Origin of the sequence: Rhizobacter sp. SG703, from assembly GCF_012275445.1 — a bacterium.
GTDB lineage: Bacteria > Pseudomonadota > Gammaproteobacteria > Burkholderiales > Burkholderiaceae_C > Rhizobacter.
Map to the genome: position 1 here is coordinate 514,208 of NZ_JAAZQK010000005.1, position 23,188 is coordinate 537,395.

Sequence of the window (23,188 nt, forward strand, 5' to 3'; positions counted from 1 at the left end):
GCCGGCATGTCGCAGGCGGCAGCGCAGTGAAGGAGACCCTCATGAGCAATCCCGTCATCTCTTCCGACAAGGTCGAAGGCACCGCGGTCTACGCAAGCAACGGCGACAAGCTCGGTTCGATCGACGACCTGATCATCGACAAGCGCTCCGGCCAGGTGCGCTATGCCGCCCTCGAGTTCGGCGGCTTCCTCGGTGTCGGCACCGACCGCTACCCGGTGCCGTGGGCCATGCTGAAGTACGACACCAACCTCGACGGCTATGTCGTGCCGCTGTCCGAATCGCAGCTCAACGGCGCGCCGCGCTACGCCGAGAACGACGAGCCGACCTACGACGACAACTACGGCCGCCGCGTGTACGACTACTACGGCGTGGGCTGGTAAGCGGCCGGCTCGCCGCCAAGCTCGGCCGAGGGCACGGCGCCTTGCCGTGCCCTCGGCTTGTCAGAAGCGGTCGAAGAACGACTTGATTTCCGTCGCTGCGAAGCCCGGCGGCCAGTGGCCGCCGTTGGCATACCCGCACCAGGCCACCGGCTTGTTGTCGGTGCAACCCTGGTAGATCACGCAGCCGTTGGTGCCGATCGCGGCGGTGGCCTGCGTGCAGCTGTTCTTGGCCAGGTACTTGTCTCGCGCCTCCTCGCCGAACTGGTAGCCGACGACGGCATCTTCCTTGGCATGCAACAGGATCGCCGCGGTCTTGTTCGAGGAGGTGGCGCAGCCGCTCCAGACGGATCCCGACATCGGTGCCACGGCGCGGAAGACGTCGCCCATCTGGCAACCGATCGCGTTCGACATCATTCCGCCGAAGCTGAAGCCGGTCGCAAACGTGCGGCTGGTGTCGGTGCACAGCCCCTGCTTCAGCTGGGTGACCATCGCGCCGATGAAGCGGATGTCCCGGTCATTCGGGTTGGCCCAGCCGGCGTCCAGGCCGGCCGGCGCGACGAAGATCGCGCTCTCGCCGTAGAGCTCCTTCAAGCCATAGAAAGGCTTGCCGCTGGCCCAGCTGTTGCCGTTGTAGACGTCCGTCGCACTGCCGTCGCGCCAGTGGAGCCCGACGATCAACGGATAGGCCTTGTCGCTCTTGTAGCCCGACGGAAGGCGAACCCAGAACTCGCGCGTGACGCCATCTGAAGACAGCGTGTATTTGCCACTTGCAAACTGGGCGGCTTTGCCGCATCCGGCGCTGAAGTTCGAAGGTGCGGGCGCCGGTGCAGGTGCAGGTGCAGGTGCGGGCGCCGGTGCAGGTGCAGGTGCAGGTGCGGGCGCCGGTGCAGGTGCGGGCGCCGGTGCAGGTGCGGGCGCCGGTGCAGGTGCAGGTGCAGGCGCCGGTGCAGGTGCAGGCGCCGGTGCAGGTGCAGGTGCAGGTGCAGGTGCAGGTGCAGGTGCAGGTGCAGGTGCAGGTGCAGGTGCAGGTGCGGGTGCAGGTGCAGGTGCGGGTGCGGGTGCGGGTGCGGGTGCGGGCGCTGGTGCCGGTGCTGGTGCCGGTGCAGGTGCATTCGCCACAGGTGCGGCGGAATCCGAGTCATCGCCGCTTCCGCAAGCGGACAGAACCAGCGCGCACAGCAAGGCGCTGGCCGCGTGGGTGGAGGTGAGGTGTCGGCGTGTCATGCCGTCATTGTGCGAGGCGTAAACCCAGCAAACTTGACGGCCCGGTGACGATTCGCCGCGGAGCGCGAAGCTTGTTGAAACAGGATGCAAGCCGGCGCCTCGCCGCCGGCGTCACCGGATCGCAGTCAGGGCCTGGCCAGCACCACGTGCAGTGCCTTCGGCGTGCCGACGTGCTCGGTGCAGCGGAAGCCCTGCGCCGTCAGGTCGATGCCCGCCAGCAACGATTCACCACGCCCCAGCAGCGTCGGCGAAATCGCCAGGTGCATCTCGTCGATCAGCCCGGCCTGCAGGTACTGGCGGATCGTCGACACGCCCCCGCCGACGCGCACGTCCTTGCCTTGCGCCGCATCGCGTGCGCGCTCCAGCGCTTCATGGATGCCGCCGGTGATGAAATGGAAGGTCGTGCCGCCCTTCATTTCCAGCGGCGCGCGCGCATGGTGCGTCAGCACGAACACCGGCACGTGGTACGGCGGGGTGTCGCCCCACCAGCCCTTCCACTGGTCGTCGGGCCACGGGCCGCGCACCGGGCCGAACATGTTGCGGCCGAGGATCCACGCGCCCATGTTCTCGAAGCTGCGCTTCGCGAAGCCGTCGTCGACGTTGGCCTCGCCGCCGGGCTGGCCGAGCATCGCCTGGAAGGTCGTGGTGCCGAAGAACCATTCGTGCAGCGTCTCGCCGCCGACGCCGAGCGGGTTCTGCAGGCTCTGGTCGGGGCCGGCACCGAAGCCGTCGAGGGATACCGAGAACGCAGCTACCTTGAGTCTGGACATGAGGGTCTCCTGAAAGCGGTTGTCCTTATACGACGAACCACCGCGATCAGGATCGACACCCCTTTTTCAGAGGCCGGCTGCGCTCAGCGCCTCGCCAAACTCCGCCGCCGGCTGGAACCCCACCACCCGCGTGCCCGCCTTCTCGCGGCCGCTGCCGTCGAAGAACACGATGCCCGGCGGGCCGAACAGCCCGAAGCGCTTCAGCAGCGCCTTGTCGTCGGCGCTGTTCGCCGTCACGTCGGCCTGCAGCAGCAGCGCGCCGGCCATCCGCGACTGCACCGGCGGCTGGTTGAAGGTCAGGTGCTCCATCTCCTTGCAGGCCACGCACCAGTCGGCATAGAAGTCGAGCATCACCGGTTTGCCGCCAGCGGTGGCCAGCAGTGCATCGAGCTCGGCCACGCTGCGCACGCGCTTGAACGACGGACCCTCGGCCACCGCCTGTGCCGCAGCGCGCGCACCGCCACCGCCGCTGAACCTCGCGAGCGGCTGCAGCAGGTCGCCGCCACCCGACAGCGCGCCGGCCACCTGCGCCACGCCGACCAGCCCGAGCACCAGCGCCACGCCGCGCAGCAGGCGGTGCTTGCCCGACGCCGGCGCGCCGCGCCCGTCGAACAGCCACGCCGCGCCGACCAGCAGCCCGGCGCCGACGATGCCCATCACCACCGCCGACGGCAGCACCGGCGACACGATCCACAGCGCGACGCCGAGCAGCAGCACGCCGAACAGGTGCTTCACGCCTTCCATCCACGCACCGGTGCGCGGCAGCAGCGAGCCGGCCGACACGCCGACCAGCAGCAGCGGCACGCTCATGCCGGCCGCCAGGCTGAACAGCGCGAGCCCGCCGATCAGCACGTCGCGCGACTGGCTGATGAAGACCAGCGCGCCGGCCAGTGGCGCCGCGACGCACGGCCCGACGATCAGCGCCGACAGCCCGCCCATCGCGAACACGCCCACGTGCTGCCCGCCGCGCAGCTTGCCCGCGCCGGCGTTCAGCTTCTCCTGGATCGCACCCGGCATCTGCAGCTCGTACACGCCGAACATCGACAGCGACAGCAGCGCCAGCAGCAGCGCGAAGGCTCCGAGCACCCACGCGTTCTGCAGCGCGGCGGCCAGCCCTTCGCCGGCCAGCCCGGCTGCGACGCCGAGCGCGGTGTAGACCATCGCCATGCCGAGCGAGTACGCGAGCGCCAGCCCGAAGCCGCGTGCCCGCGACACCGGGCCGCTGGTGCCGACGATGATCGACGACAGGATCGGCACCATCGGCAGCACGCAGGGCGTGAACGACAGCAGCAAGCCGGCGACGAGGAACACGCCGGCGACCGTCAGCAGGCTGCCCGAGCGCAGCGCCGATTCGACGCGGCCGCTGGCCGACTCGGCCGCCGCCGGAGCGGCCGCGGTCGGCGCGGCGGGGGCGGCCACGACGGCCGCCGTCGCCGTCGTTTCCGGCACGCCCTCCGGCAGCCACGACACCTGCTGCAGCGCGCCGTCCTTCACGCGCGCGCTGATGCCGGCGTTCTGCGGCGGGTAGCACAGTCCCTTGTCGGCACACCCCTGGTAACTGATCGCGACCGCGAAGTCGCCGCTCGCGCTGCGCACCGGCAGCGCCACCGTCACCGCACCGCGCAGCGTCTCGACGTACTTGCCGAAGCCTTCGTCGTACTCCTGCGGGCCGTGCGGCAGCACCGGCTCGGCCAGCGTCGCGGCGCCCGTCGCCGTGACCACCGGCGCCCCGACCGTGATCCGGTCGCGGTACAGGTGGTAGCCCGGCGCCACGTCCAGGCGCACCTCGATCGTCTTCGCATCGCGCAGCTGCACGCTGCTGCGGAAGGCCTGCGCGGGGTCGAGGAACTCGTCCGCCGCGAAGGCCGGCGCGGCCAGCAGCGCCAGCGCGGAAACCGCCCAACGCCACATCGTCATGATCCGCACCCGATGCGGCTGGTGTGCAGCGCGACGTCGTCGAGCCACACGGTGTTGCCGTTGCCGCCATAGGCTTCCCAGCCCAGCTTCAGGTCGGTGACCTGCGGCTTCCACGACGGCCGGCTCGCGAGCCAGGCTTGGTCGATGTCGGCGGTCTGCATCGAGTCCAGCTGCAGCGCGGCCACCGACGTGCCGTTGACCCAGGTCTGCAGCGTGCCCATCGCCGAGTTCAGCCCGAACTCGATGCAGGTCCAGGTGGCGGCCGGCAGCTTCGCGCTCAGCGAGATGCCGGTCGGGCTCAGCGACGGCAGCGTCGCGTCGTCCTTCGAACGGTTCCACATCAGGATGCCGCTCTGGCCGCCCATGCGCAGGTCCTGCATGCTGCCGTCGACCGATTCGATCGCGTCGTGCATCGACATGAAGGTCACGTGCGGATCGCCCAGCGCGGTCGCGAGCCGGATGTAGAAGCGGCCGTAGACCACCGGGCCCATCGTCGCGACCTTGTTGTTGATGATGAACGCATGGCCGCAGTAGCTGCTGCCCGGGTCGATGCGCACCGACTGCTTGCCGCCGTGCGAGACGGCGCTGTCGATGGTCGCCTTGCCGCTGTTGTCGAAGCAGTTCGGGCCGCCCACGCTCCACAGCGCCGGGTTCGGCACCGCGCCGGCGGCGGTCGACTCGAAGTCGTCGCACAGCGCCAGGTCGGTGCAGGCCAGCGTCGCGGGGGCAGGGGCCGGTGCGGGCGCAGGCGCGGGTGCCGGAGCGGGTGTCGGCGCCGGTGCCGGGGCAGGTGCCGGCGTGGGAGCAGGCGCCGGTGCCGGCGTGGGGGCCGGCGCTGGTGCAGGCGCTGGTGCAGGTGCCGGAGCGGGCGCCGGGGAAGGCGCCGGCGCCGGTGACGGAGAAGGCGCGGGCGCGGGCGCGGGCGCGGGGGCCGGTGACGGTGCAGGCGCCGGTGAAGGCGCCGGAGCGGGGGACGGCGCGGGCGAGGGAGACGGCGCTGGTGCGGGCGCCGGTGCCGGCGTGCCGGTCACCGGACCGAGCGCCGACCCGTTGTCGTTGCCGCCGCTCCAGGTCGTGTCCTGCGAATTGCCGCCGCAACCGCTCAGCAGTACCGCCGACACCGCGATGAACAACGGGCCCAGGCCCGCGCCGCGGCTCATGGCTTCACCGTCAGCTTGCCGACGCCGGCTTGCGCCAGCACCGAGGCCTTCACCGACGCCGCCGGCAGCAGCGCGCTGCGGCTGTACGGCACCGTCCAGCCCACATCGTTCGCGAAGCTGCACTGCGCCATGTTCAGCGCCGCGCCGTTCAGCAGCGAGCCGGCTTCGGCGATCGCGCCGGTCTTGCTCGACGAGCCCGGGTTCTTCATCACGCTCGCGCAGCTGTTGGCGCCCTGGATCTCGAACACGTTGTTCTCCGAGATGATCTTCGCCAGGTAGGCCACGCCGATGCTGTAGCCGTACGGGTAGGCCGCATTGGCCGTGCTGCCCTGGTACAGGTTGTTGTAGACGTGCACCTTGCCGAAGCGCACGCGCGGCGCGCGCTCGGTGATGTTGGTGAACAGGTTGTTGTGAAAGGTCACCGTCAGGTGGCCGTTGTCCGAGGTCTTGCTGTCCGACGAGCCGATCAGGTTGTTCTTGTCGTGCTGGTCGAAGACGTTGTTCGAGATCGTCACGTAGTCCGAACCGTTCTTCACGTCCAGCGAGCCGTCATGGCATTGCTTGCGCTTGCCGTTGACGACCGGCAGCAGGTCGTCGGTGACGGGGGCGTCGGTGAACCGGTTGTGGTCGATCCAGACGTGGGTCGAGTCGTCCACCGTGATGCCGTCGAACTCCGAATTCCAGTTGCCGCTGGAGCCGTCGTTCGGGTCCCACAGCGGCGACACGTCGCACGGGTCGACGATGGTCAGGTTGCGGACGATCACGTTGTCGACGCCGTTGATCTTGATGTTCGCGTTGACGAAGCCGGCGGTCGCGCCGACGCCGATCAGCGTCGTGTTGCTGCCGAGCTTCAGCTCGCCGCGGTTGGCCTGGTCCGAGGTGCTCTTGAAGGCGCCGCCGTTGTCGGCAGCCGCCATGTCGATGCGGCCTGTCACCTTGATGATCTTCGCGCTGTCGCCGCCCGCCTTGATCGCGGCCAGCAGTTCGGTCGCGGTGTCGACCTTGTAGATCGCCGCGGCCGTGGCGGCCGAGCCGCCGCGCGTGCCGCCGGCCTGGCTGGCCCAGCCGGTGCCGGGGGCCACGTCGGTGCTGGCATCGGCCGACGGCGCGGGGGCCGGAGCCGGTGCGGGGGCCGGGGCCGGAGCAGGCGCAGGAGCCGGCGTCGGGGCCGGTGCAGGAGCGGGTGCCGGTGCCGGTGCCGGCGAAGGAGCCGGCGCCGGGGCGGGTGCCGCGGCCGAACCGACCGCGCACTTCTTCGTCTTGCCGGGGTACGGGTCCGAGCCGAAGGTCGCGGTGGTGCAGGCGATGTTGCCCGACAGCGTCTTCGTGACGAACTTGTCCTTGATGCCGAACGAGACCGAGCGCTTGGTCGTGCCGACCTTGCAGGTCTCGCCTTCATCGGCGCACTTCGAGTAGCCGGACGGCCAGTCCTTCGCGAACGCGGGCGATGCGACGGTGGCGAACAGCGCGGCGACGGCCAGCGCGGCGGCGCGGGGGCGGTGGAATTGATTCATCGGAGTTGTTCCAGGATGGATGTCGAAGAAGGTGATGCGTGGGAGGTCACTTGATCGCCGGCGACGCGTTGCGCAGCAGCATCAGGAACTGGTCGTGGAACCACTGGCCGGCATGCGGCGCGCCGCTCAGCGCGTCGACGTTGCCCGAGCCGCACATCGCGTCGAAGCGCTTGCCTTCGGCGTTCGGCGTCGTGGCCGTGCTGTCGCTGGTGCCGTCGGAAGCGCCGGGCGGCTTCACGAACACGAACGCGTCGAGGTGGGTGCGCGTCGCATCCGGGTTGGCGCGCGGGCGCTCGCCGATGCCGGTGTCCTTCACGTTGCACCAGTTGCCCCGCGCGGCGCGGCGGTCGATGCGCATGTCGTCGACGTCGGCGGCCGGGCCGGTGGGCCGCTTCGGGCTGCCCCAGCCGTTGCGCGAGGTGTCGATGATGAACGACAGCGTGTCCGGGAAGCCGGCGGCGACGAACTCGCTGCGCAGCTTGTCGGTGTAGCTGAGCTCGTCGATCATCCGGTTCCACTCGTAGAACTCGGTGGTTCCGCCCGACTTCACGTTGTTGTCGGTGCCGTCGAAGTACGGCTCGTCCAGCGGCGTGTAGTTCGCGGTGTTGCTCGCGAAGCCGCGGATGATGCCGAGGTTGCCGCTCGGCGTCGCGCCCTTCACCAGGGTCTTGAAGCCGTCGATCGCCTTCGCGCGGTTGTTGTCCCAGCCGAGCCAGCCCGAGTGCGCGATGTCGAGGTACATGTACACGTTCTTCAGCGTCGACAGCTTGTTCAGCGTGTACTGGATGCCCTGCACGTAGACGCCCTTGCTGTTCACCGAATCGCACACCGTCTTGCCGATGCCGACGTTGGTCAGCATGTTCGGGAACGAGTCGGGCTCGATCACCGCGACGATGCGCAGGCCGGCGTAGGCCGGGCGGGCGAGGATCTCGGCGATGCGGTCGATGTACAGCGTCTTGTACTTCGTCATGCCGTCGTTGGCCGAGCTCAGCTCGCCGTTCGACGCCAGCGCCGCGCAGTCGCGGTCGGGCAGGTCGTAGACGACCAGCTGGATCGTCATCGGCTTCAGCGTGCTGCCGCTCTGCGCCTTCTGCTGCGCGACGGCCGCATCGAGGTGGTCGACCAGGCCCATCGCGCCGCCGGTGCTCTTGGCGCCATCGATCGCGGCGATGCGGTCCAGCCACACGGCGGTCGGGAACTTGGCAGCCGCCTTCACCAGCGCGGTGTCGGTGGCCGATGCGGTCACGCGGGTCAGCGATTGCGCGACCTGCATGCCGTAGTCGGGGTCGACGTAGAACAGCGCATCGGCGAACGGATTGCCGGTGGTGATCAGGCCGGTCGCGGGGGCCGGCGCCGGTGCGGGCGCAGGGGCCGGCGAAGGCGCAGGAGCGGGTGCGGGCGAAGGCGCAGGAGCGGGTGCGGGCGACGGCGCGGGGGCCGGTGCCGGAGAAGGCGCGGGGGCCGGTGCCGGAGAAGGCGTTGGCGCAGGGGCGGGGGCAGGCGACGGGGTCGGTGCCGGTGCCGGGGCGGGCGACGGAGAAGGCGACGGAGAGGGCGCCGGCGCCGGGGAGGGCGACGGCGACGGTGCCGGAGAAGGGGTCGGTGCCGGCGACGGTGCGGGCGAAGGCGACGGGGCCGGGGAGGGTGACGGCGTCGGCGCGGGTGCCGGCGCGTTGCTGGTCGGCGACGGCGCCGGGTGGTCATTGCTGTCGTTGCCACCGCAGGCGGCGAGAACGAGCGAGAACAGCAGGCTCACACCGGCGCGTCCGCGCTGGCGTTTTTGGCTTTTCATGGGGATTCCCTCGATGTGTTGAATGCGGATGCAGAGGTCACTGCAGGTACGGCTTCAGCACGGCCATCTGCGGCTTGTCGGTGCTGCCTGCGGGTTCGATCGAATACATGTAGCTGCCCCACCACGGGCCGGCGGCCCACCAGACCCAGCCGGCCCAGACGTCGGCGTTGGACTTCAGGTGGTCGAGCGCGCCTGCCACCGCCTGGTCGCAGGTGGCGTTCGACGCGGCGCCCACCTCGCCGAGCACGGCGCGGTAGCCGTTGCTGCGCGCCCAGGTCGTGAAGGCCTGCAGCCGCTCGGCGCCGATGGTGGCGCTCGGGCAATTCGGGCTGGTGCCGGACGAATCGCCGTCGAGGTACTGGTGCACCTCGAACACCATGTTCTTGCCCGGGTCGACGATGCCCTTCATCACGGTGCCGTTCGCGGTGCCGTACCAGTTCTCGAGCCAGCTGTGCGCGCCGGTCCAGGCATTGCCCGGCACGGTGACGACATTGGTCGCGCCGGTGTTGCGGATCGCGGCCAGCGCGGCGTTGGCGGCGGCCAGCCACTGCTCGGTCGTGATGTCGTGCGGTTCGTTCATCAGCCCGAACGCGACGTTCGGGTTGCCCTTGAACTGCGTCGCCAGGCGCGACCAGAAATCGGCGAACGCGGCGTTCGGCACCTGCGCCGAGCCGACGAGGTTGCCGCGGTAGCGCGCGTAGTTGTGCGGATCGATCAGCACCGTGACGCCGGTCGCGGTGACCTGCTGCACGAAGCTCGTCAGGCGCGACAGCTCGGTCGCGTCGAAGGCCTGGTTCAGCGACGGCTGCAGCCGCTCCCACAGGAAGGGCAGCCGCACCGCGTTCATGCCCTTGGCCTTGAAGTAGCTGACGCTCGCGGCGGTCGGGTAGACGTAGTCGGTGTTGTAGGTGCCGGGCAGGTTGCCGGGCGCGAACTCGGCGCTGGCCAGGCTGACGGCGCGCCAGGACAGCGTGGCGGCCGAAGGTGCCGGGGCTGGGGCCGGGGCGGGCGCAGGCGCGGGAGCAGGGGCCGGCGAAGGAGCCGGTGCCGGTGCGGGCGTGGGCGCCGGAGCAGGCGCGGGTGCAGGTGGGGGTGTAGGTGCGGGTGTAGGTGCCGGCGCGGGCGCAGGGGTGGGAGCCGGTGCGGGAGCCGGGGCCGGTGAAGGCGTCGGCGCGGGCGCAGGTGCCGGCGAAGGAGAAGGAGCCGGCGCAGGCGCGGGCGCGGGCGACGGTGCAGGCGCGGGTGCCGGAGCCGGCGTCCCCCCACCCACCGGCGACGGTGCAGGCGCGTCGTCGTTGCCGCCACCGCAGGCAGCCAGCACCAGCAAGGCGCTGAGCGCGATGCGGCGGGAACGGAAGAGGGTGTCGTTCATGGGTGTGGAGGTGTCGTCAAACGGGGCTCAGAAGCGGGTCGCGAGACCCCACTGCACGATCGTCGCGTCGAAGGTGTCGATCCCGGGCGAGCCCTTGCCGCCGAGGCGCCAGTCCGAGCGCTGCTGGTAGCGTTCGAGCTTCAGGTCGGTGGTCCAGCGGCCCAGGCGCAACTCCAGCTTCAGCCCGAGCGTGATGCCGCCGAAGGCCGACAGCCGCTGGTCCGCCGACGAGAACTCCGGCGTGCCGACCGGTCCCGGGTACACCGCGGTGTCCTGCACCGGGTCGTAGTAGAACGACGCGGCGTTCTGCGTGTAGTAGCGGAACGACGGCGTCACCGAGAACAGGTCCGACACCGGCTGCACCCACGCGGTCTCCAGCGTGTTCGCGCGGATACCGAAGGTGTCGCTGTAGTAGCGGTAGCTCGCGCGCAGCGTGCCCGACACCGACTCGAAATGGTGGTTCCAGCGCAGCATGCCGATGCTGGCGTCGCGCTCGCGCGGCCGGTGGTCGTACAGCTTGTACGGGTCGTCGAAATAGCCCCGGCCCACCGAGTAGGTCAGGCTCAGCTGCGCGATGTCGCGCGGCGACAGCGCTTGCGTCACGCCCAGCGTCAGCTCCGAGGTGGTCTTGCGTTCGTCCACCACCACGCCGTTGACCGGGTCGATGCGGTCGCGCGTGCCGGCGATGCCGAGGTTGAAGGTGGTGTTGTTGTCGGCGGTCGCGATGCGGCCTTCGAGCGACAGCGCGCTCGACTTGTAGTCGTTCTCGCTCGAATGCGCGGTGCCGAGCGCAAGCGCGCCGCGCTCGAAGTAGCGCGTCACCTTCAGGTCGCCGGCCTTGCGCTTGTCTTCCATGCCTGGCGAGCGCGACGCGCCCGACACGTCGCTGTAGTAGCGCGGCGTCGCGCCCGACACGTCGTCGATCACGCCCGAGCCTTCGACCGACCAGCGGCCGATCGGCGCCAGCACGTACAGCGACGGCGCCTTCACGGTGATGCGGTTCAGCCGGCTGCCTTCGCTGCCGTCGTAATACGGGTAGCGGACGTTGACGGCCTGGCTGTCCTTGTACTGCAGGTACTTGAACGCGATCAGGCCCTGCTCCGGCGGGTCTTCGGCGCGAGCAGCGCCCGCGAGCAGGACGCCGGGCAGCGCCAGCGCCGCGGCGACGAGGTTGCCGGAAAGCTTAGTTGCAGCCACAACCGCCTCCGCCGACGCCCGAGCCGCCCGAGGCCGCTTCCTTGCTGTTCAGGATGTGCACGTCGAAGCGCCCTTCGAGCGCGTCGCCGCCGAGGGTCATCTCGGGTTTCGCGAGCAGGCCCTTCTCCCACGGTTGCGGCGGCTGCAGCGCGGAGCAGCCGGTGACGGCAAGCGACAGCAGGGCGAGGAATGTGCGGTGTTTCATCGATGGCAGCGGTGTGGTTCGGGGGCGGCGTTCCGGCATGTCTTGCGGGTTACTTCAGCGCGGCGACGATCGCGTCTTCGAGCGCCTTGCGCTCTTCGTCGCGGAAGCCGGCATGCATCTGCACCACCTTGCCGTCGGCGCCGATCAGCACCGAAGTCGGCATGCCCTTGATGCCGTAGCGCTTCGGCGTGTCGCCCTGCGCATCGAAGGCCAGCACGAAGGTCGCGGGCACCTCGGCCAGGAACTTGTCGGCGTCGGCGCGCTTCGCGTCGAGGTTGATGCCGACGATCTGCAGCCCCTTCGCGCCGTACTTCGCCTGCATCTCGTTCATCCACGGGAACGACTGCTTGCACGGGCCGCACCACGAGGCCCAGAAGTCGAGGTACACCACCTTGCCCTTCAGGGCACCCAGGTTCACCGCGCCGCGCGAGCCGTTCAGCTGGAATTCCGGCGCCGCGGTGCCGGCATCGATGGCGGCCGCGGGCAGGGCGGCGAAGAGGCTGGCGCACAGGGCCAGCGTGAGGGCGGACAAGCGGTTCATCAGGGCAGTTCCTTCGAGACAGGGATCAGGGAAGCAGAGTTCATGGGCACGGAGCGGCGGCGCAGCTGCAGCGCCGCGGTGGCCAGCAGCAGCAGCGCGAGCCAGCGGGCGTCGAGCGCGCCGGCGCCTTCGTTGGTCGACGGCGTTTCGGCCTGCGCCGACAGCGGCACCTCGGTGGTCTGGCCGGCGGCCGAGGTCACCTTCAGCGTGCCGTGCATCGCACCGCCGGTGCCCGGCGCGAACACCACCGTCACGGTGCACGACTTGCCGGCCGCCAGCGTCCACGGCACGCCCGGGCAGGCGTCCGCGGCCGAGCCGGACGAGACGATGAAGCCGGCGGTCGTCGTGACGGCCGAGATGGTCGCGGTCGTCGCCGAGCTGTTGGCGATGCGCACCGTGAGCGGTTCGCTGCGGTCGCCGGTGCGGATCGCGATCGAACGGTAGTCGAGCGCGGTCGGCGTGACGGCGAGCGTGCCGGTGGCCGGGGTGCCGCCGCCGTTGTCCGGCGGTGTCGTGCCACCCCCGCCGCCGGGCGGCGTGGTGCCGCCACCACCGCCCGGGTCGGGCGTCGTGCCGCCACCGCCGCCGGTCGAGCCCGCCACGCCGCTGCCGCTCAGCGCGACCTCCGGCGGGTTGCTGCCGCTCGAGGCGACCAGCAGCACCGCGCTGCGCACGCCGGCCACGTCCGGCACGAAGCTGACGATCACCGTGCAGCTCGCATTCGCCGCCAGCGTCACGCCGCCGACGCAGGTGCCGCCGCCGACCGAGAAGTTCTCGGCCTGCGCGCCCGAGGTGCCGATCGACGACACCGTCACCGGGCCCGGCCCGTTGTTGACCAGCGTCAGCGGCGCACCGGTCGCCGTCTTGCCGACCTCGGTCGACGCGAACTGCAGCGTGTTGGTGTTGCCCGACCAGGCCAGCACCGGCAGCACCGCCGTCGTGCCCAGGCCGGTCAGCACCACGCTGTTCGGCGAGCTGAACGCGTTCGACGTGATCGTCACCGTCTCGGCCGCGTTGTCGGCGACCGGCGAGTAGGTCACCGTCAGCTTGCAGCCGGCGCCGGGCGCGAGGCTGGCCGCGCAGTCGTGCGTCGCCTTGAACTCGGTCGAGCTGCTGACGATGCTGGCGATCTGCAGTGCCGCGCTGCCGGTGTTGGCCAGCGTGACCGAGCGCGGGATCGACGTGGTGCCCATCGACACTTGGCCGAAGCCGATCGCCGGTTGCGACAGCGTCAGCTCCGGCGACGCGATCGCGATGCCGACCCCGCCGACCGACAGCGAGGCCGTGCCGCCGGGCGCGTTGCTGGCGATGTCGACGCTGGCCGCGCGCGGGCCGAGCGCGCTCGGTTTCAGCGCCACCGTCACCGTGCAGGTCGCGGCCGGTGCCACCGTCGCGGCGGCGCAGGTGCCGCCGAGCACGATGTCGGCCGCATTCGTGCCGCTCGCGCTGACCTTGCTGATCTTCAGGTCGGCCTGGCCGTTGTTCGTGACGGTCGCGGTGCGCGCGGCACCGGTCGTCGCAAGGCCTTGCGCGCCCAGGTCCAGCACGATCGCGTCCAGCGCCAGCCCCGGCTGGGCGTTCGCGGTGCCGGTGCCGCTCAGCGTCACCGTCGAGCCGCTGCTGCTCGCGCTGTGGCCGATCGCGAGGCTTGCGGCGCGCGCGCCGGTGGCGGTCGGCTTGAAGCTGATGTCGACGAAGCAGTTGCTGCCCGCGGCGACGCTGCCGGCCGCCTTGCAGGTCGAGCTCGAGGCGATCGTGAACTCCGACGCCTGCGCGCCGCTCACCGTCAGCGTGTTGACCGTCAGCGCCGCGGTGCCGCTGTTGCCCAGCGTCACGCGCAGCGGGTCGCTGGCCGCGCCCACCGTCTGCGAGAAGGTCAGCGTGGTCGGCGACAGCGTCACCGCCGGCGAGTTGTCGGCCCCGGTGCCCGACAGCGTGGCGGTGCTGCTGCCGGTGGCGCCGTTGTGGCCCACCGTCAGCGTCGCCGAGCGCGTGCCGGCGAGCGTCGGCTTGAAGGTCACGGTGACCGAGCAGGCGGTGCCGGCGGCGAGCGAGGTGCCCACCGCGCAGGTGCCGCCGCTCACGGCGAAGTCGCTGCCGGTGGTCAGCGCGATGCTCTTCAGCACCAGCGCCGCACCGGCGCCCACCGAGTTGTTGACCGAGAAGGTCTGCGCGGCGCTGGTGGTGCCGAGCGACTGGCTGGTGAAGCTGAGGCTGCCCGGGCTGATCGACGGGGCCGGTTCCGGCGTGGTCGGCAGGTAGCTCGGCGTGCGGCCGAGCTGCTGGCCGATGTAGGCCGCCAGGTCGTTCAACTGCGCGTCGGTGAGCTTCCCTTGCAGGAAGTTCATCTGCGTGTTGGTGACGATGATGCCCTTGATGTTGGACGCGCTCGTGCCGTTGGCGATGCGGTTCAGCGGGTTCGCCGGGATGCTGCCGTGGCAGGCGCTGTTGTTGCAGCTCTGCTTGCCGGGGACCAGCGTGGTCGTGAACAGCATCTGGCCGTTGCTGGCGCTCTGCGCGAGCGCCGGGCCGGCCGCGGCCGCGCCCAGCAGCGCGGCTGCGAGAAGGGGAAGGAGGCTGCGCTTCATCGCATCAGGCCTTCATCCACGGCAGGTCCTGCCCGGCCACCGACCAGATTGCGTCGGTGTGGTCGCCGTTGGCGCCGCGCACGTTCGGGTAGCCCCACGCGGTGGTGTTCACGTCGCTGGTGCTGACGCCCATCGCGCGCAGCACCATGCCCATCCACTGCGTGTACAGCAGGCCGGAGTACCAGTGCGGGTCCGACGACCAGTTGAACGAGTTCAGGTCGCGGTAGTCGAGCGACTGGCCGGTCTTGAAGTAGCCGCCGGCATCGCCCAGCGCAATGATCGGGATGCAGCGGTTGTGGTGGTGGCCCGGGTTGCCGCCCGAGCCGAGCTCGAAGCCGCTTGCGATCAGCGCCTTGTCGAACAGCGTCTTGCCGTCGGCCGTCTTCACCTGGTCCATCTTGGCGGCCATGTCGAGCATGCAGGTCTCGAACTGCAGCTGCACCGCGGCGTTGAAGCCGGCGCGCTTGGCCGGGTCGTCCAGCGCGTGCGCGTAGTCGTTGTGCCAGGCGTGCTCCGGTTCCGGGCCGAAGGTGTACGAGGTGGCGCCGTTCACGTAGACGCGGCTGATGCCGGCCGAGAACGCAGCGACCACGATGTCGTTCCACAGCGATTCGACCTGGGCCTGGCTGGCCGGCTGGCCGTAGAAGCCGGCGGCCGATTCCAGCGACGAGGTGTCGCTGGTCGGGCGCTGGAAGGTGCTGCTGACCGGCGTCTGCGCCAGCTTGCCTTCCACTTCGTTCAGCAGGTCGAGGTAGTTGCCCAGCCGCGCCTTGCAGTCGGCCGAGCACGACGCATCGGCCATCACCAGGTCGGCATGCTCCTTCACGCGGTCGACCAGCACCGTCTTGTCGGCCGGCGCCGGCGTGCTGCCGCCGCCACCGCCGGCGGCGTTCTTGAACAGCCGGTCGAACAGCTTGACGTTGCTCTCGGCGGTCGGCGTCGTCTGCACGGTCGCCGTGCCGGACTTCGACAGCGACACCAGGTTGCGCACGATCGCCGGCTGCAGCACCGCCGTCGGGTAGAAGCTGCTCGCGCCGGCCAGCACCTGGTCGATGGTCGGGCTGGTGGCGTCGCCGCCCAGCGTGCCGCCGCGGTTGTGGCCGCCGCTCACTGCGAAGTCCAGCCCGTTGATCACGTTCATGCGCGACACCATGCGCGCGGTCAGCTTCGAGCTCTTGGCCCGCAGGATGTCGCTGATCACCGTCAGGTCGCCCGAGGCCTTGGCCGCCGCGGCGAGCTGCGCCTGGCGGATCGTGATGCCGCCGTAGCTCTGCGTGGCCGCAGGCGCCTGGTCGAGCAGCGGCCCGAAGAACTGGCTCTGGAACACGCCGTGCCAGGTGGTGGTGTGCACGAAGAAGCGTTCGGCCGAGGCGGCCGCTTCGGTGGCGGCGCGCGCCTCGCGCGGCAGCAGCGAAGGCAGCAGCGGCAGGGCGAGCGCGGTGCCGCCGGCGCCGAGCAGGAACTGCCGGCGTGACAAGGGGTTGAATGCGGGTTTCATTTCGCCCTCTGGATCGTGGTGAACTCGGTGCGCAGCGCGATCGAAGCGAACAGGCTGCGCAGGTTGGCGCCGTTGGCGGCCTGCACGCGCAGTGCTTCCATCAGGGCGCCGTCGGCGGCGGTCTCGGAACGGCCGAAGCTGTAGCGGACGTAGTTGCGTGCGAAGCAGCGCTCGAACTGGCCGCTGTCGAGGATGTACTGCTGCGTGGCCGACGGCGAGCTGACGGCGCGCGACGAGCCATCGGCCAGCCGCACCAGCGCGGCGGTGTCGATCGGCTTCTCGCCGAGCAGCCCGCCCTTGTCATCGAGCACGCGCTCGGTGCTGCGCGCGCGGCCCAGCGAGTCGAAGCCCTCGAAGGCGAAGCCCCACGGGTTCATCTGCGTCTTGTGGCAGCCGATGCACGAGGTGCCCTCCATTTCGGTGACACGCTCGACGCGCTGACGCGTGGTCAGCACGCCCGTGAGGTCCGCCTTCGAGTTCGATTGGTCCATCGCCGGGGTCGGCATCGCTTCGCAGGTCAGCCCGAACAGCACGCGGCTGCCGCGCGAAATCGGCAGCGTCGTGTCGGTCGAACCCTGGGCGATGAAGCCGATGCGGGTGAGCAGGCCCACGCGCGAGGCTTCGGTGAACAGCGGCGGGGCGGACTTGCCGTCCCACACCGCGGTCTTGTAGAGCGAGGCGATGTCGGCCGTCTTCGCATACGAATGGCGGTCGGTCAGCACCTGCTGCAGCGAGGCATTGCGCGCCGCCAGGTACGACACCATGTCCAGCACCTCGTTGACCGCCGCGTCGCGCGAGGTCGGCAGCGGCTTGAAGCTGCCGGCGAACGCGTCGAACTTCGGGTCGCCGACCTTGCCGTCGAGCGCCACCAGCTCCTGCAGCCGGAACCAGCCGCCGAAGAAGTCGCGCATCGCGCGGTCGGAGCGGCTGTCGGCCATCAGGCGCTGGATCTGCGCGGTGTAGACGGCCGGCTGCAGCAGCGTGCCGTCGTCGGCCAGCGTGTTCAGCGCCGCGTCGGGAATCGAATTCCAGAAGTGCAGCGCGAGCCGCGTGGCCTGCTCGTGCGCCGTCAGCGAGGTGCAGGTGGCGTTCGCATCGGTGGGCGCCTGGCCCTTCTCGACGACGAAGTAGAACTTCGGCGACGCGATCATCGTGCCCAGCACCTTGGCCACCGAGGCCTGGCTCGCGGCATTGCCGGCGGCGGTGCGGTAGACGTTGACTTCGGCATCGGTCAGCGGCTGGCGGAACAGCAGCCGGCCGGCCTTGCGGATGAAGCCGGTGACGCACGCATCGGCGGTGCCGGTGCAGCTGCCGAGCAGCGTGTTCAGCCGCGTCGCATCGGCCGTCATCGACTTCGCGAGCGCCTCGGCGGTGTCGTGCAGCGCGGTCACCTGGCGCAGGTTCACGCCCGAATCCAAGCGTTCGTAACCTTTGTGCCGAGATGTGTCGGGGTTGACCGCGACGTCCGGCGGGAACTGCGTGGTGTCGCGCACCAGCGGCCCGACGCTCGCGGCCAGCGTCGCGTCGCCGGTCAGCGCGGTGGTCACGTCGGTCAGCGCGTTGACGACCTGGTCGCGCGTCAGCCGGCGCGGCACGCCGGGCGCGCTGCAGCCGGGCCCGGCGACGTCGCCGGGCGTCGCCGCGGCGATCGTCACCGCGGCGATCTGCGCATGGGGGTCGGTGCCGGCGGGCACGACCACGGGGTTGCCGGTGCTGCCGTTGGGCGGCGCTCCGGCAGCAGGCGTCGATTCACTCGAGTCGCCATTGCAGGCCGCGGCCAGCGCGGCGACACAGAGGGCTAGGAGGTGCGATCGCATGGTGCTCTCGGTTGCGTGGCTAGGTTGCTTGGGCCATCAACTTCGATGGCGTCGGATCGTGCTTCGGGGCGCGATTCTGTTGAAAACGCTCTCAGGAGAATTGACGGAGGCGTGACTGAGCTGTGCCTGTACGAGGAGAACAACGGCACGAAACTGGTCGCAACAGGCGTAACGGTGACGAGTTGAAACAGCCGTGCGGTGGCTTGCCGGCAGAATGTGAAGGCATCAAGGCAGCGGCATGTACCGCGGCCCGCACCAGTCGCAGAGGGAGTTGATGGACAACGAGGTGTTCGTTTTCGGCCGGTGCGAAGTTCGCGTCGCGACGCGCGAGGTGCTGCTTTCCGGCGCGCCGCGGGCGATGGAGCCGCGGCCGTTCGAGCTGCTGGTCTACCTGATCCGGCACCGCGGGCGCATCGTCAGCAAGGACGAGCTGCTCGACAAGCTGTGGTCCTTCGATTTCGTCACCGCCAGCGTGATCGCCCGCGCGATCATGAAGATCCGCAAGGTGCTGGACGACGACGGCGACACCGGCGAGCTGATCAAGACGGTGCACCGCACCGGCTACCGCTTCATGGGCGAGGTGCGCGAGAAAGCGGTGCCGGCGCCCGTCGCCACGCTGCCCGCGGCGCCGGCTTCGGGCGCTTTGCCGTCATCGTCGGCCGGGCCGTCTGCGGCGGCCTCGGGCGCATCGGTGCCGACCACGCTCGCGCTGCTGCCGTTCGAGAACCGCACCGGCAGCGGCGACCTCGACTGGCTGGAGCTCGGGCTGCTGTCGCTGGTGGTGCGCGACCTCGGCGCGCACCCGCGACTGCAGGTGAGCTCGATCCCGTCGCTGCTGAACGCGTTGCAGGCGGTGCCGAAGGAAGCGGCTTTTGCCGACCGCGCCGACGACCTGACGCGGCTGCTCGGCGTGCGCCATGTTGCGCGCGTGGAGGTGCATGGCGGGCCGCTGCGCTTCGAGCTGCGCTGCACGCTGGTCGGCGAAGGCCGCACCGACAGCACGATGCTCGCCGCCACCGGGCTGCCCAACCTCGGCCGCAGCCTGGTGCGCTGGCTGGAGGCGCGCTTCTTCCCTGGCGAGGCGGCCGCCGAGATCCAGGCCGATGCCGGCGACAGCGTGCTCGGCCGCGCGCTGCAGGCCATCGCCGAACAGAAATGGACGCTTGCGCTGGAGCTGCTGGCCGCGGTGCTGCGCCTGGAGCCGCAGCACCTGGGCGCGCAGGTGGAGCGGCTGCGCGCGCTGGTGGCGCTGGACGACAGCGCGGCGTTCGAGCTGGGCGATGCGCTGCTGGCGCGGCTGCGCGAAGAGCCGAACCAGGCGGCCGAGGCCGCGGTGCATTTCGAGCTGGCGCAGGCCCATGTGCGCCGGCGCGTCAACGACAAGGCCAAGCACCACCTCGAAGAGGCGCTGCACAGCGCGCCGGGCAAGGCGGCACGCGAATCGGTGATCGCGACCACGCTGCTGCGCGCCAACATCGCGATCAACGAGTTCGACTTCACCGTGGCTTCGGCGCTGGCCGACCGGGCCGAGGCACTGTGCAACGGCAACGGCAGCGTGTTCGACCAGCTGCGCATCCTGTCGCTGCGCATGGTGATCGAAGGCGAGACCGGCAGCATGGTGCAGGCCTGGACCCACGCGCGGCGCGCGGCCGCGCTGTACCGCGACCACGGCGTGCTGGTGGGCCAGGCGCGTGCCGAATGCAACGTGGCCAACGCGAGCGCGAGCCTGGGGCATTTCCGCATGGCCGAGGAGCATGGCGAGGCCGGCCTCGCGATCTCGCGCAGCCTGCAGGTGCCGACCGATTCGGCGGTGTCGGCGATGCTGCTGTGCGGCGTGTACCGGCAACTGCGCAAGCCGGCGAGCCTGGCGCGCGTGCTGTCGATCCTGGAGTCGGTGGACACCGGCGACGGGCCGCGCAACGAGGGCTTCCGGCTGGTCGGCCGGGCGCATTACGCGCTGGCCATCGGCCAGATCGGCGATGCCGCGTGGAAGCTGTCGCAGGCGGCCGACGAGGCGGCCGCGAAGGGGCAGGAGATGCAGCTGCATTTCGTGCTGCCGCTGCTGACCGGCGCGCTGATCCACGACGGCCAGCTCGACGCGGCCGACGACGCCTGCCGCCGCATTGCGTCACTGACCAAGCTGGCGCGCGACCGCAATTTGCAGGGCGCGCTGTGGCACAGCCAGGCGCAGCTGGCGCTGGCGCGCGGCGACCGCGAGCGCGCGATTGCGCTGCTGCGCAAGGGGCGCGACGTGACGCCGCTCGGCTGGTGGAATGCGCATGCGCGGCTGGATGGCGCGTGGCTGTGCATCGAGCAGGGCCGTTCGGTCGAGGCGGTGGAGCTGCTGCGCGGGCTGGAGACCTGGCTCGACGAGCACCCTGCCGGGCTTGCGGTGGCGGCGCGGCTGGCGCATGCGCAGGGTCGCAGCGGCGAGGCGCGCGCGGCGCATGCGCGGCTGGCGGCCGGCATCGACGGTGCGTTGCCGGCGTGGCTGGCCGAGCTGGGCGAGTGCTACGAGACGCAGCAGATGACCGAGCTGCCGTGCGCGCCGTGCGTGGTGACGTGGATGTGAAGTCGGGCGACGAGGCGATTCACGACGACTGCGGCTGAAGCGCGGCGTAGGCCGGCAGGCTGTCGTAGGGCGTGCCGGGCAGGCCTTCGGCGATCAATTCGGCAGGCGGCTTCAGCAGCGGGTTGTCTTGCCAGCGCACGCGGCGAAGCGCTTGCAGCACCTCGGCATGCGCGCGCTCCGGCGCGCAGGGCCGGGTGAGGTCGAAGCAGCTGCTGGCGATGTAGGGACCGCGCCGCCATTCAGGGTGGCGACCGAACAGGTCTTCCATCGGCCCGATGGCCGGCGCGGGGTGGTGCTGCACGATGCGCTGCAGGCTGGCATCGAGCCAGGCGGCGAGTGGTGCATCGGCAGGCACGACGTGGTGGGCGAGGCGGACCAGGTAGACCAGGGCCGACGCGCATTCGGACGGGTCGTCATCGGAGAACGCCAGTGCCGGCGCGAGCCAGGTGAAGCCGCACCACAGCGGGCCGCGCACCGGGCCGAGCCACTCGCTGCGCAGGCGCTCGTCGTAGAGGGCATAGCGCCGATCGGCGAGGCTGGTCCACGCGGCTTCGACGACCCGGCCCAGGTAGGGGTCCGGATCGAGGGTCTCAAAGCGGGCGACGACGACCTCGAACAGCGCGACGCACAGCGCAAGCCGCGCACGCAGGCTGGCGGCAGCGGCGCGAGCAGCCAGCGCTTCGGCCTCGGCCAGCGGGAATGCGAAGTCCTTGCTGGCGCGGGTGTCGTTCCACAGGTAGCGGATGCCACTGCGGTCGTAGCCGCCGAGCTGGGCGAAAGGGTGCAGGACGGCCGTCGTGGAGGTCATGAGGTCAGCGGGAGCGATATGGCTCGCCGACGAAGCCCGCGGCGCGCATCTCGTCGGCGGGGACGAGGTAGGGGTTTGCTGTGGGATCCAGGTTGCGCAAGAAGGTGTCCCAGGCTGCGCGGTCGGCAGCGGCATCCGGCGGCACCGTGAGCGATTCGAACCAGGCACGCGGTATCGCGCGCTCTGCACTGTGATCGAATGTTCGCGCGCTGTGGTCGAACTCCTTGCTGCACGGGAACGCTGAAGCCAATGCCGAGATCGTCCGTTGCAGCCAAGCTTCATATCCGCTGCTTGTCGGGAGGGTGAGCGAGCCAAGATGCGCCGCCTTTACCGTCGCCCACTCAAGCGCAGTCCGACTCTTTGTCAAGGCGAAGTGCCAGTCGTCGAGCAAATTGAGCACTGTCTGGCGAGGGCCGGCCGGATTTCCTTTCTGGTGAACGTCATCGCGAACGTCATCGAAATCCAGGCTGTTCGAATAGGCGGGCTGGAGCGTCGAAGCCCAAGCCGCCTCGATTCTCTGCAACGGGTCACCTACGTCGCCCGGGCCATCCAGTCTCCAAAGCACCCACTCGAGGCAGCACAAGGCTAGCGCAGCTTTTGCCTTGTAGTTGAGTTTCCAGACGGCTTCAACCAAGCGCGCCGGCTGCTCATCTGGATCGCTGAGGGATACGGCGATGCCGTTGTCCCAAGGGAAATCCAACGGGGCGTCTGAAAGGTTGCTGGGAATGAAGGTAGGTTTTGTGAGCATTCTGATCTCCGGTGCGTGGACGTTATCGCATCTTCTTTTCCAGCGAGCGGCGGGCACTGTCGCTTATGTTTCCTTTGTCGTCAGTGCCGCAGTCGCTTTCGGTCAGCTTCTTCGGTTGGTTGTCGTCGTTGCACAGCCAGATCTCATGCTTGCATTCGGACATCGCGATGCACATCAACCGCTGGCAGGCAGGGCACGGCAGGTTCGATCGTCCGCCCTGGGACGGCCGCCAATCGATCTTGAACACCATCTTCAACCCCGTCTGATCCCCCAGCGCGTCGAAGATGCGCGCCTCGGCATGACCCGACTTCTGCTTGTACGGCGGCTTGTGCCGCTTGTCGCCTGAACACATCACCGCCTCATTGCCGGAGCGCACTTCCTCGCCGCCGCCCGGCACGAACTGCGACGGGAACATCTCGTGCGCCCGTCCGCTCGAATGCGCGCTGGCGCAGGTGGCGGTGTCGCCCCCCGCCGGCTGGAACTTGCAACTGGAGATCGTCGTTCCCTCCTGGTCTTCCAAGCCGTTCTTGTTCACCATGCGCTTGTCTTCGGTGTTGTCTCCGACATGTTCGCGTCGAGACTCGTTGTTCCCTTGCAGTTCCTCGCAATCCGTCTGGATCGGCGCCTGTGCCATCAGCGCCTGGCTGACGGTCATCGCTGCGGTGTTTCCTGTCGTCACGTTCGTCCTCCCCCTACTTCATGTTGTTGTGGGTCGTGAGGTCGAGGTGGCGCACCGCGTTCTCGCCCTCGAACTTCACGTCGAACGACCAGGCCGCGAAGTAGGTCGTGTTCTGGATCTGGTGGCTCATCACGCCCATGCCCAACGCCTTCGTCGCGGCTTCATCACCGTTGCTCTTCTTGTAGTTCGAGGTGTTCTTGATGCCCACCTCGTCGCCACCCACCAGCACGGTGCGCGTGCCCGAACTGGTGTCCGACGACTTCGAGAAATTCGGGTACGGGATCGGGATCGGCCCGGCCGGCGGTGGTGGCGGCGACAGGCAGGTGTCTGGCATCGCGCCGTTCGACATGTTGCCGTCCTTGCGCGCCGACACCTCGCGTCCGTTGGCAAATACGTTCTTGCTCAT

The 23,188-nt window shown here is 69.9% G+C and carries 20 protein-coding genes; 3 read left to right on the top strand and 17 right to left on the bottom strand.

Annotation, left to right across the window (positions count from 1 at the left end; all coding sequences use genetic code 11):
* Positions 1–41 precede the first annotated feature (41 nt).
* Positions 42–380, top strand: a complete 339-nt coding sequence (locus tag FHT26_RS13010; protein WP_168560529.1) for a PRC-barrel domain-containing protein — start codon at positions 42–44, stop codon at positions 378–380.
* A gap of 60 nt (positions 381–440) precedes the next feature.
* On the opposite strand, the gene FHT26_RS13015 is transcribed toward FHT26_RS13010, so the two are convergent.
* A complete protein-coding gene (locus FHT26_RS13015; RefSeq protein WP_210427364.1) occupies positions 441–1,058 on the bottom strand; it encodes a CE1 family esterase in 618 nt (205 codons plus the stop codon).
* Positions 1,059–1,192: 134 nt separating this feature from the next.
* Between FHT26_RS13015 and FHT26_RS13020 the strand changes: the two genes are divergently transcribed.
* Positions 1,193–1,588 (top strand): hypothetical protein, encoded by a 396-nt coding sequence (locus FHT26_RS13020; RefSeq protein WP_168560143.1) that lies wholly within the window; start codon positions 1,193–1,195, stop codon positions 1,586–1,588.
* Between the two features lie 141 nt (positions 1,589–1,729).
* On the opposite strand, the gene FHT26_RS13025 is transcribed toward FHT26_RS13020, so the two are convergent.
* From FHT26_RS13025 to FHT26_RS13085, 12 genes are all read right to left on the bottom strand, one after another.
* Entirely contained in the window at positions 1,730–2,374 is a 645-nt protein-coding gene (locus tag FHT26_RS13025; protein ID WP_168560530.1) for a dihydrofolate reductase family protein, read from the bottom strand.
* Positions 2,375–2,440: 66 nt separating this feature from the next.
* Positions 2,441–4,291, bottom strand: a complete 1,851-nt coding sequence (gene dsbD / locus FHT26_RS13030) for a protein-disulfide reductase DsbD (RefSeq protein WP_246867851.1) — start codon at positions 4,289–4,291, stop codon at positions 2,441–2,443.
* Positions 4,288–5,451 carry a hydrolase gene (locus FHT26_RS13035; protein ID WP_168560144.1) on the bottom strand — a complete coding sequence of 388 codons (1,164 nt, stop codon included), beginning with the start codon at positions 5,449–5,451 and terminating at the stop codon, positions 4,288–4,290. The genes dsbD and FHT26_RS13035 overlap by 4 nt, the downstream gene beginning before the upstream one ends.
* Positions 5,448–6,965 carry a pectate lyase family protein gene (locus FHT26_RS13040; protein WP_210427365.1) on the bottom strand — a complete coding sequence of 506 codons (1,518 nt, stop codon included), beginning with the start codon at positions 6,963–6,965 and terminating at the stop codon, positions 5,448–5,450. The genes FHT26_RS13035 and FHT26_RS13040 overlap by 4 nt, the downstream gene beginning before the upstream one ends.
* A 46-nt stretch (positions 6,966–7,011) precedes the next feature.
* Positions 7,012–8,757, bottom strand: a complete 1,746-nt coding sequence (locus FHT26_RS13050) for a glycoside hydrolase family 6 protein (RefSeq protein ID WP_168560531.1) — start codon at positions 8,755–8,757, stop codon at positions 7,012–7,014.
* Positions 8,758–8,794: 37 nt separating this feature from the next.
* The gene (locus tag FHT26_RS13055; protein ID WP_168560532.1) at positions 8,795–10,129 is read right to left on the bottom strand and encodes a glycoside hydrolase family 5 protein; all 1,335 of its coding nucleotides are present in this window, start codon (positions 10,127–10,129) and stop codon (positions 8,795–8,797) included.
* A 27-nt stretch (positions 10,130–10,156) separates the two neighbouring features.
* The gene (locus FHT26_RS13060) at positions 10,157–11,326 is read right to left on the bottom strand and encodes a DUF3570 domain-containing protein (protein ID WP_168560533.1); all 1,170 of its coding nucleotides are present in this window, start codon (positions 11,324–11,326) and stop codon (positions 10,157–10,159) included.
* Positions 11,313–11,531, bottom strand: a complete 219-nt coding sequence (locus tag FHT26_RS13065) for a DUF4266 domain-containing protein (protein WP_168560534.1) — start codon at positions 11,529–11,531, stop codon at positions 11,313–11,315. Before FHT26_RS13065 ends, FHT26_RS13060 begins: the two co-directional genes overlap by 14 nt.
* Positions 11,532–11,580: 49 nt before the next feature.
* Positions 11,581–12,072 carry a TlpA family protein disulfide reductase gene (locus FHT26_RS13070; protein WP_168560535.1) on the bottom strand — a complete coding sequence of 164 codons (492 nt, stop codon included), beginning with the start codon at positions 12,070–12,072 and terminating at the stop codon, positions 11,581–11,583.
* On the bottom strand, positions 12,072–14,660 hold the full coding sequence (locus tag FHT26_RS13075) for a choice-of-anchor D domain-containing protein (protein WP_168560536.1): 2,589 nt from the start codon (positions 14,658–14,660) through the stop codon (positions 12,072–12,074). Before FHT26_RS13075 ends, FHT26_RS13070 begins: the two co-directional genes overlap by 1 nt.
* A 4-nt stretch (positions 14,661–14,664) precedes the next feature.
* Positions 14,665–16,158 carry a DUF1552 domain-containing protein gene (locus FHT26_RS13080; RefSeq protein ID WP_168560537.1) on the bottom strand — a complete coding sequence of 498 codons (1,494 nt, stop codon included), beginning with the start codon at positions 16,156–16,158 and terminating at the stop codon, positions 14,665–14,667.
* Positions 16,155–17,975, bottom strand: a complete 1,821-nt coding sequence (locus tag FHT26_RS13085; RefSeq protein WP_168560538.1) for a DUF1592 domain-containing protein — start codon at positions 17,973–17,975, stop codon at positions 16,155–16,157. The genes FHT26_RS13080 and FHT26_RS13085 overlap by 4 nt, the downstream gene beginning before the upstream one ends.
* Before the next feature lie 238 nt (positions 17,976–18,213).
* Here FHT26_RS13085 and FHT26_RS13090 point away from each other — a divergent pair, with 238 nt between their 5' ends.
* Positions 18,214–20,547: a winged helix-turn-helix domain-containing protein gene (locus FHT26_RS13090; protein ID WP_168560539.1), complete on the top strand. Its 2,334-nt coding sequence runs from the start codon at positions 18,214–18,216 to the stop codon at positions 20,545–20,547.
* Positions 20,548–20,566: 19 nt separating this feature from the next.
* Here FHT26_RS13090 and FHT26_RS13095 read toward each other — a convergent pair whose 3' ends face one another.
* Genes FHT26_RS13095 through FHT26_RS13110 form a run of 4 tightly spaced genes read right to left on the bottom strand, consistent with a single transcriptional unit; the run spans position 20,567 to position 23,188 of the window.
* Positions 20,567–21,355, bottom strand: a complete 789-nt coding sequence (locus FHT26_RS13095; protein ID WP_168560540.1) for a hypothetical protein — start codon at positions 21,353–21,355, stop codon at positions 20,567–20,569.
* A gap of 4 nt (positions 21,356–21,359) precedes the next feature.
* On the bottom strand, positions 21,360–22,103 hold the full coding sequence (locus FHT26_RS13100) for a hypothetical protein (protein ID WP_168560541.1): 744 nt from the start codon (positions 22,101–22,103) through the stop codon (positions 21,360–21,362).
* A 22-nt stretch (positions 22,104–22,125) separates the two neighbouring features.
* A complete protein-coding gene (locus FHT26_RS13105; protein ID WP_168560542.1) occupies positions 22,126–22,758 on the bottom strand; it encodes a hypothetical protein in 633 nt (210 codons plus the stop codon).
* A 37-nt stretch (positions 22,759–22,795) separates the two neighbouring features.
* Positions 22,796–23,188 (bottom strand): DUF4150 domain-containing protein, encoded by a 393-nt coding sequence (locus FHT26_RS13110; RefSeq protein WP_168560543.1) that lies wholly within the window; start codon positions 23,186–23,188, stop codon positions 22,796–22,798.

Coding starts and splice junctions, on each gene's coding strand:
- FHT26_RS13010 (WP_168560529.1), top strand. CDS start 42: ATGAGCAATCCCGTCATCTCTTCCGACAAGGTCGAAGGCACCGCGGTC.
- FHT26_RS13025 (WP_168560530.1), bottom strand. CDS start 2,374: ATGTCCAGACTCAAGGTAGCTGCGTTCTCGGTATCCCTCGACGGCTTC.
- dsbD (WP_246867851.1), bottom strand. CDS start 4,291: ATGACGATGTGGCGTTGGGCGGTTTCCGCGCTGGCGCTGCTGGCCGCG.
- FHT26_RS13035 (WP_168560144.1), bottom strand. CDS start 5,451: ATGAGCCGCGGCGCGGGCCTGGGCCCGTTGTTCATCGCGGTGTCGGCG.
- FHT26_RS13040 (WP_210427365.1), bottom strand. CDS start 6,965: ATGAATCAATTCCACCGCCCCCGCGCCGCCGCGCTGGCCGTCGCCGCG.
- FHT26_RS13050 (WP_168560531.1), bottom strand. CDS start 8,757: ATGAAAAGCCAAAAACGCCAGCGCGGACGCGCCGGTGTGAGCCTGCTG.
- FHT26_RS13055 (WP_168560532.1), bottom strand. CDS start 10,129: ATGAACGACACCCTCTTCCGTTCCCGCCGCATCGCGCTCAGCGCCTTG.
- FHT26_RS13065 (WP_168560534.1), bottom strand. CDS start 11,531: ATGAAACACCGCACATTCCTCGCCCTGCTGTCGCTTGCCGTCACCGGC.
- FHT26_RS13070 (WP_168560535.1), bottom strand. CDS start 12,072: ATGAACCGCTTGTCCGCCCTCACGCTGGCCCTGTGCGCCAGCCTCTTC.
- FHT26_RS13075 (WP_168560536.1), bottom strand. CDS start 14,660: ATGAAGCGCAGCCTCCTTCCCCTTCTCGCAGCCGCGCTGCTGGGCGCG.
- FHT26_RS13080 (WP_168560537.1), bottom strand. CDS start 16,158: ATGAAACCCGCATTCAACCCCTTGTCACGCCGGCAGTTCCTGCTCGGC.
- FHT26_RS13085 (WP_168560538.1), bottom strand. CDS start 17,975: ATGCGATCGCACCTCCTAGCCCTCTGTGTCGCCGCGCTGGCCGCGGCC.
- FHT26_RS13090 (WP_168560539.1), top strand. CDS start 18,214: ATGTACCGCGGCCCGCACCAGTCGCAGAGGGAGTTGATGGACAACGAG.
- FHT26_RS13095 (WP_168560540.1), bottom strand. CDS start 21,355: ATGACCTCCACGACGGCCGTCCTGCACCCTTTCGCCCAGCTCGGCGGC.
- FHT26_RS13100 (WP_168560541.1), bottom strand. CDS start 22,103: ATGCTCACAAAACCTACCTTCATTCCCAGCAACCTTTCAGACGCCCCG.
- FHT26_RS13105 (WP_168560542.1), bottom strand. CDS start 22,758: ATGACCGTCAGCCAGGCGCTGATGGCACAGGCGCCGATCCAGACGGAT.
- FHT26_RS13110 (WP_168560543.1), bottom strand. CDS start 23,188: ATGAGCAAGAACGTATTTGCCAACGGACGCGAGGTGTCGGCGCGCAAG.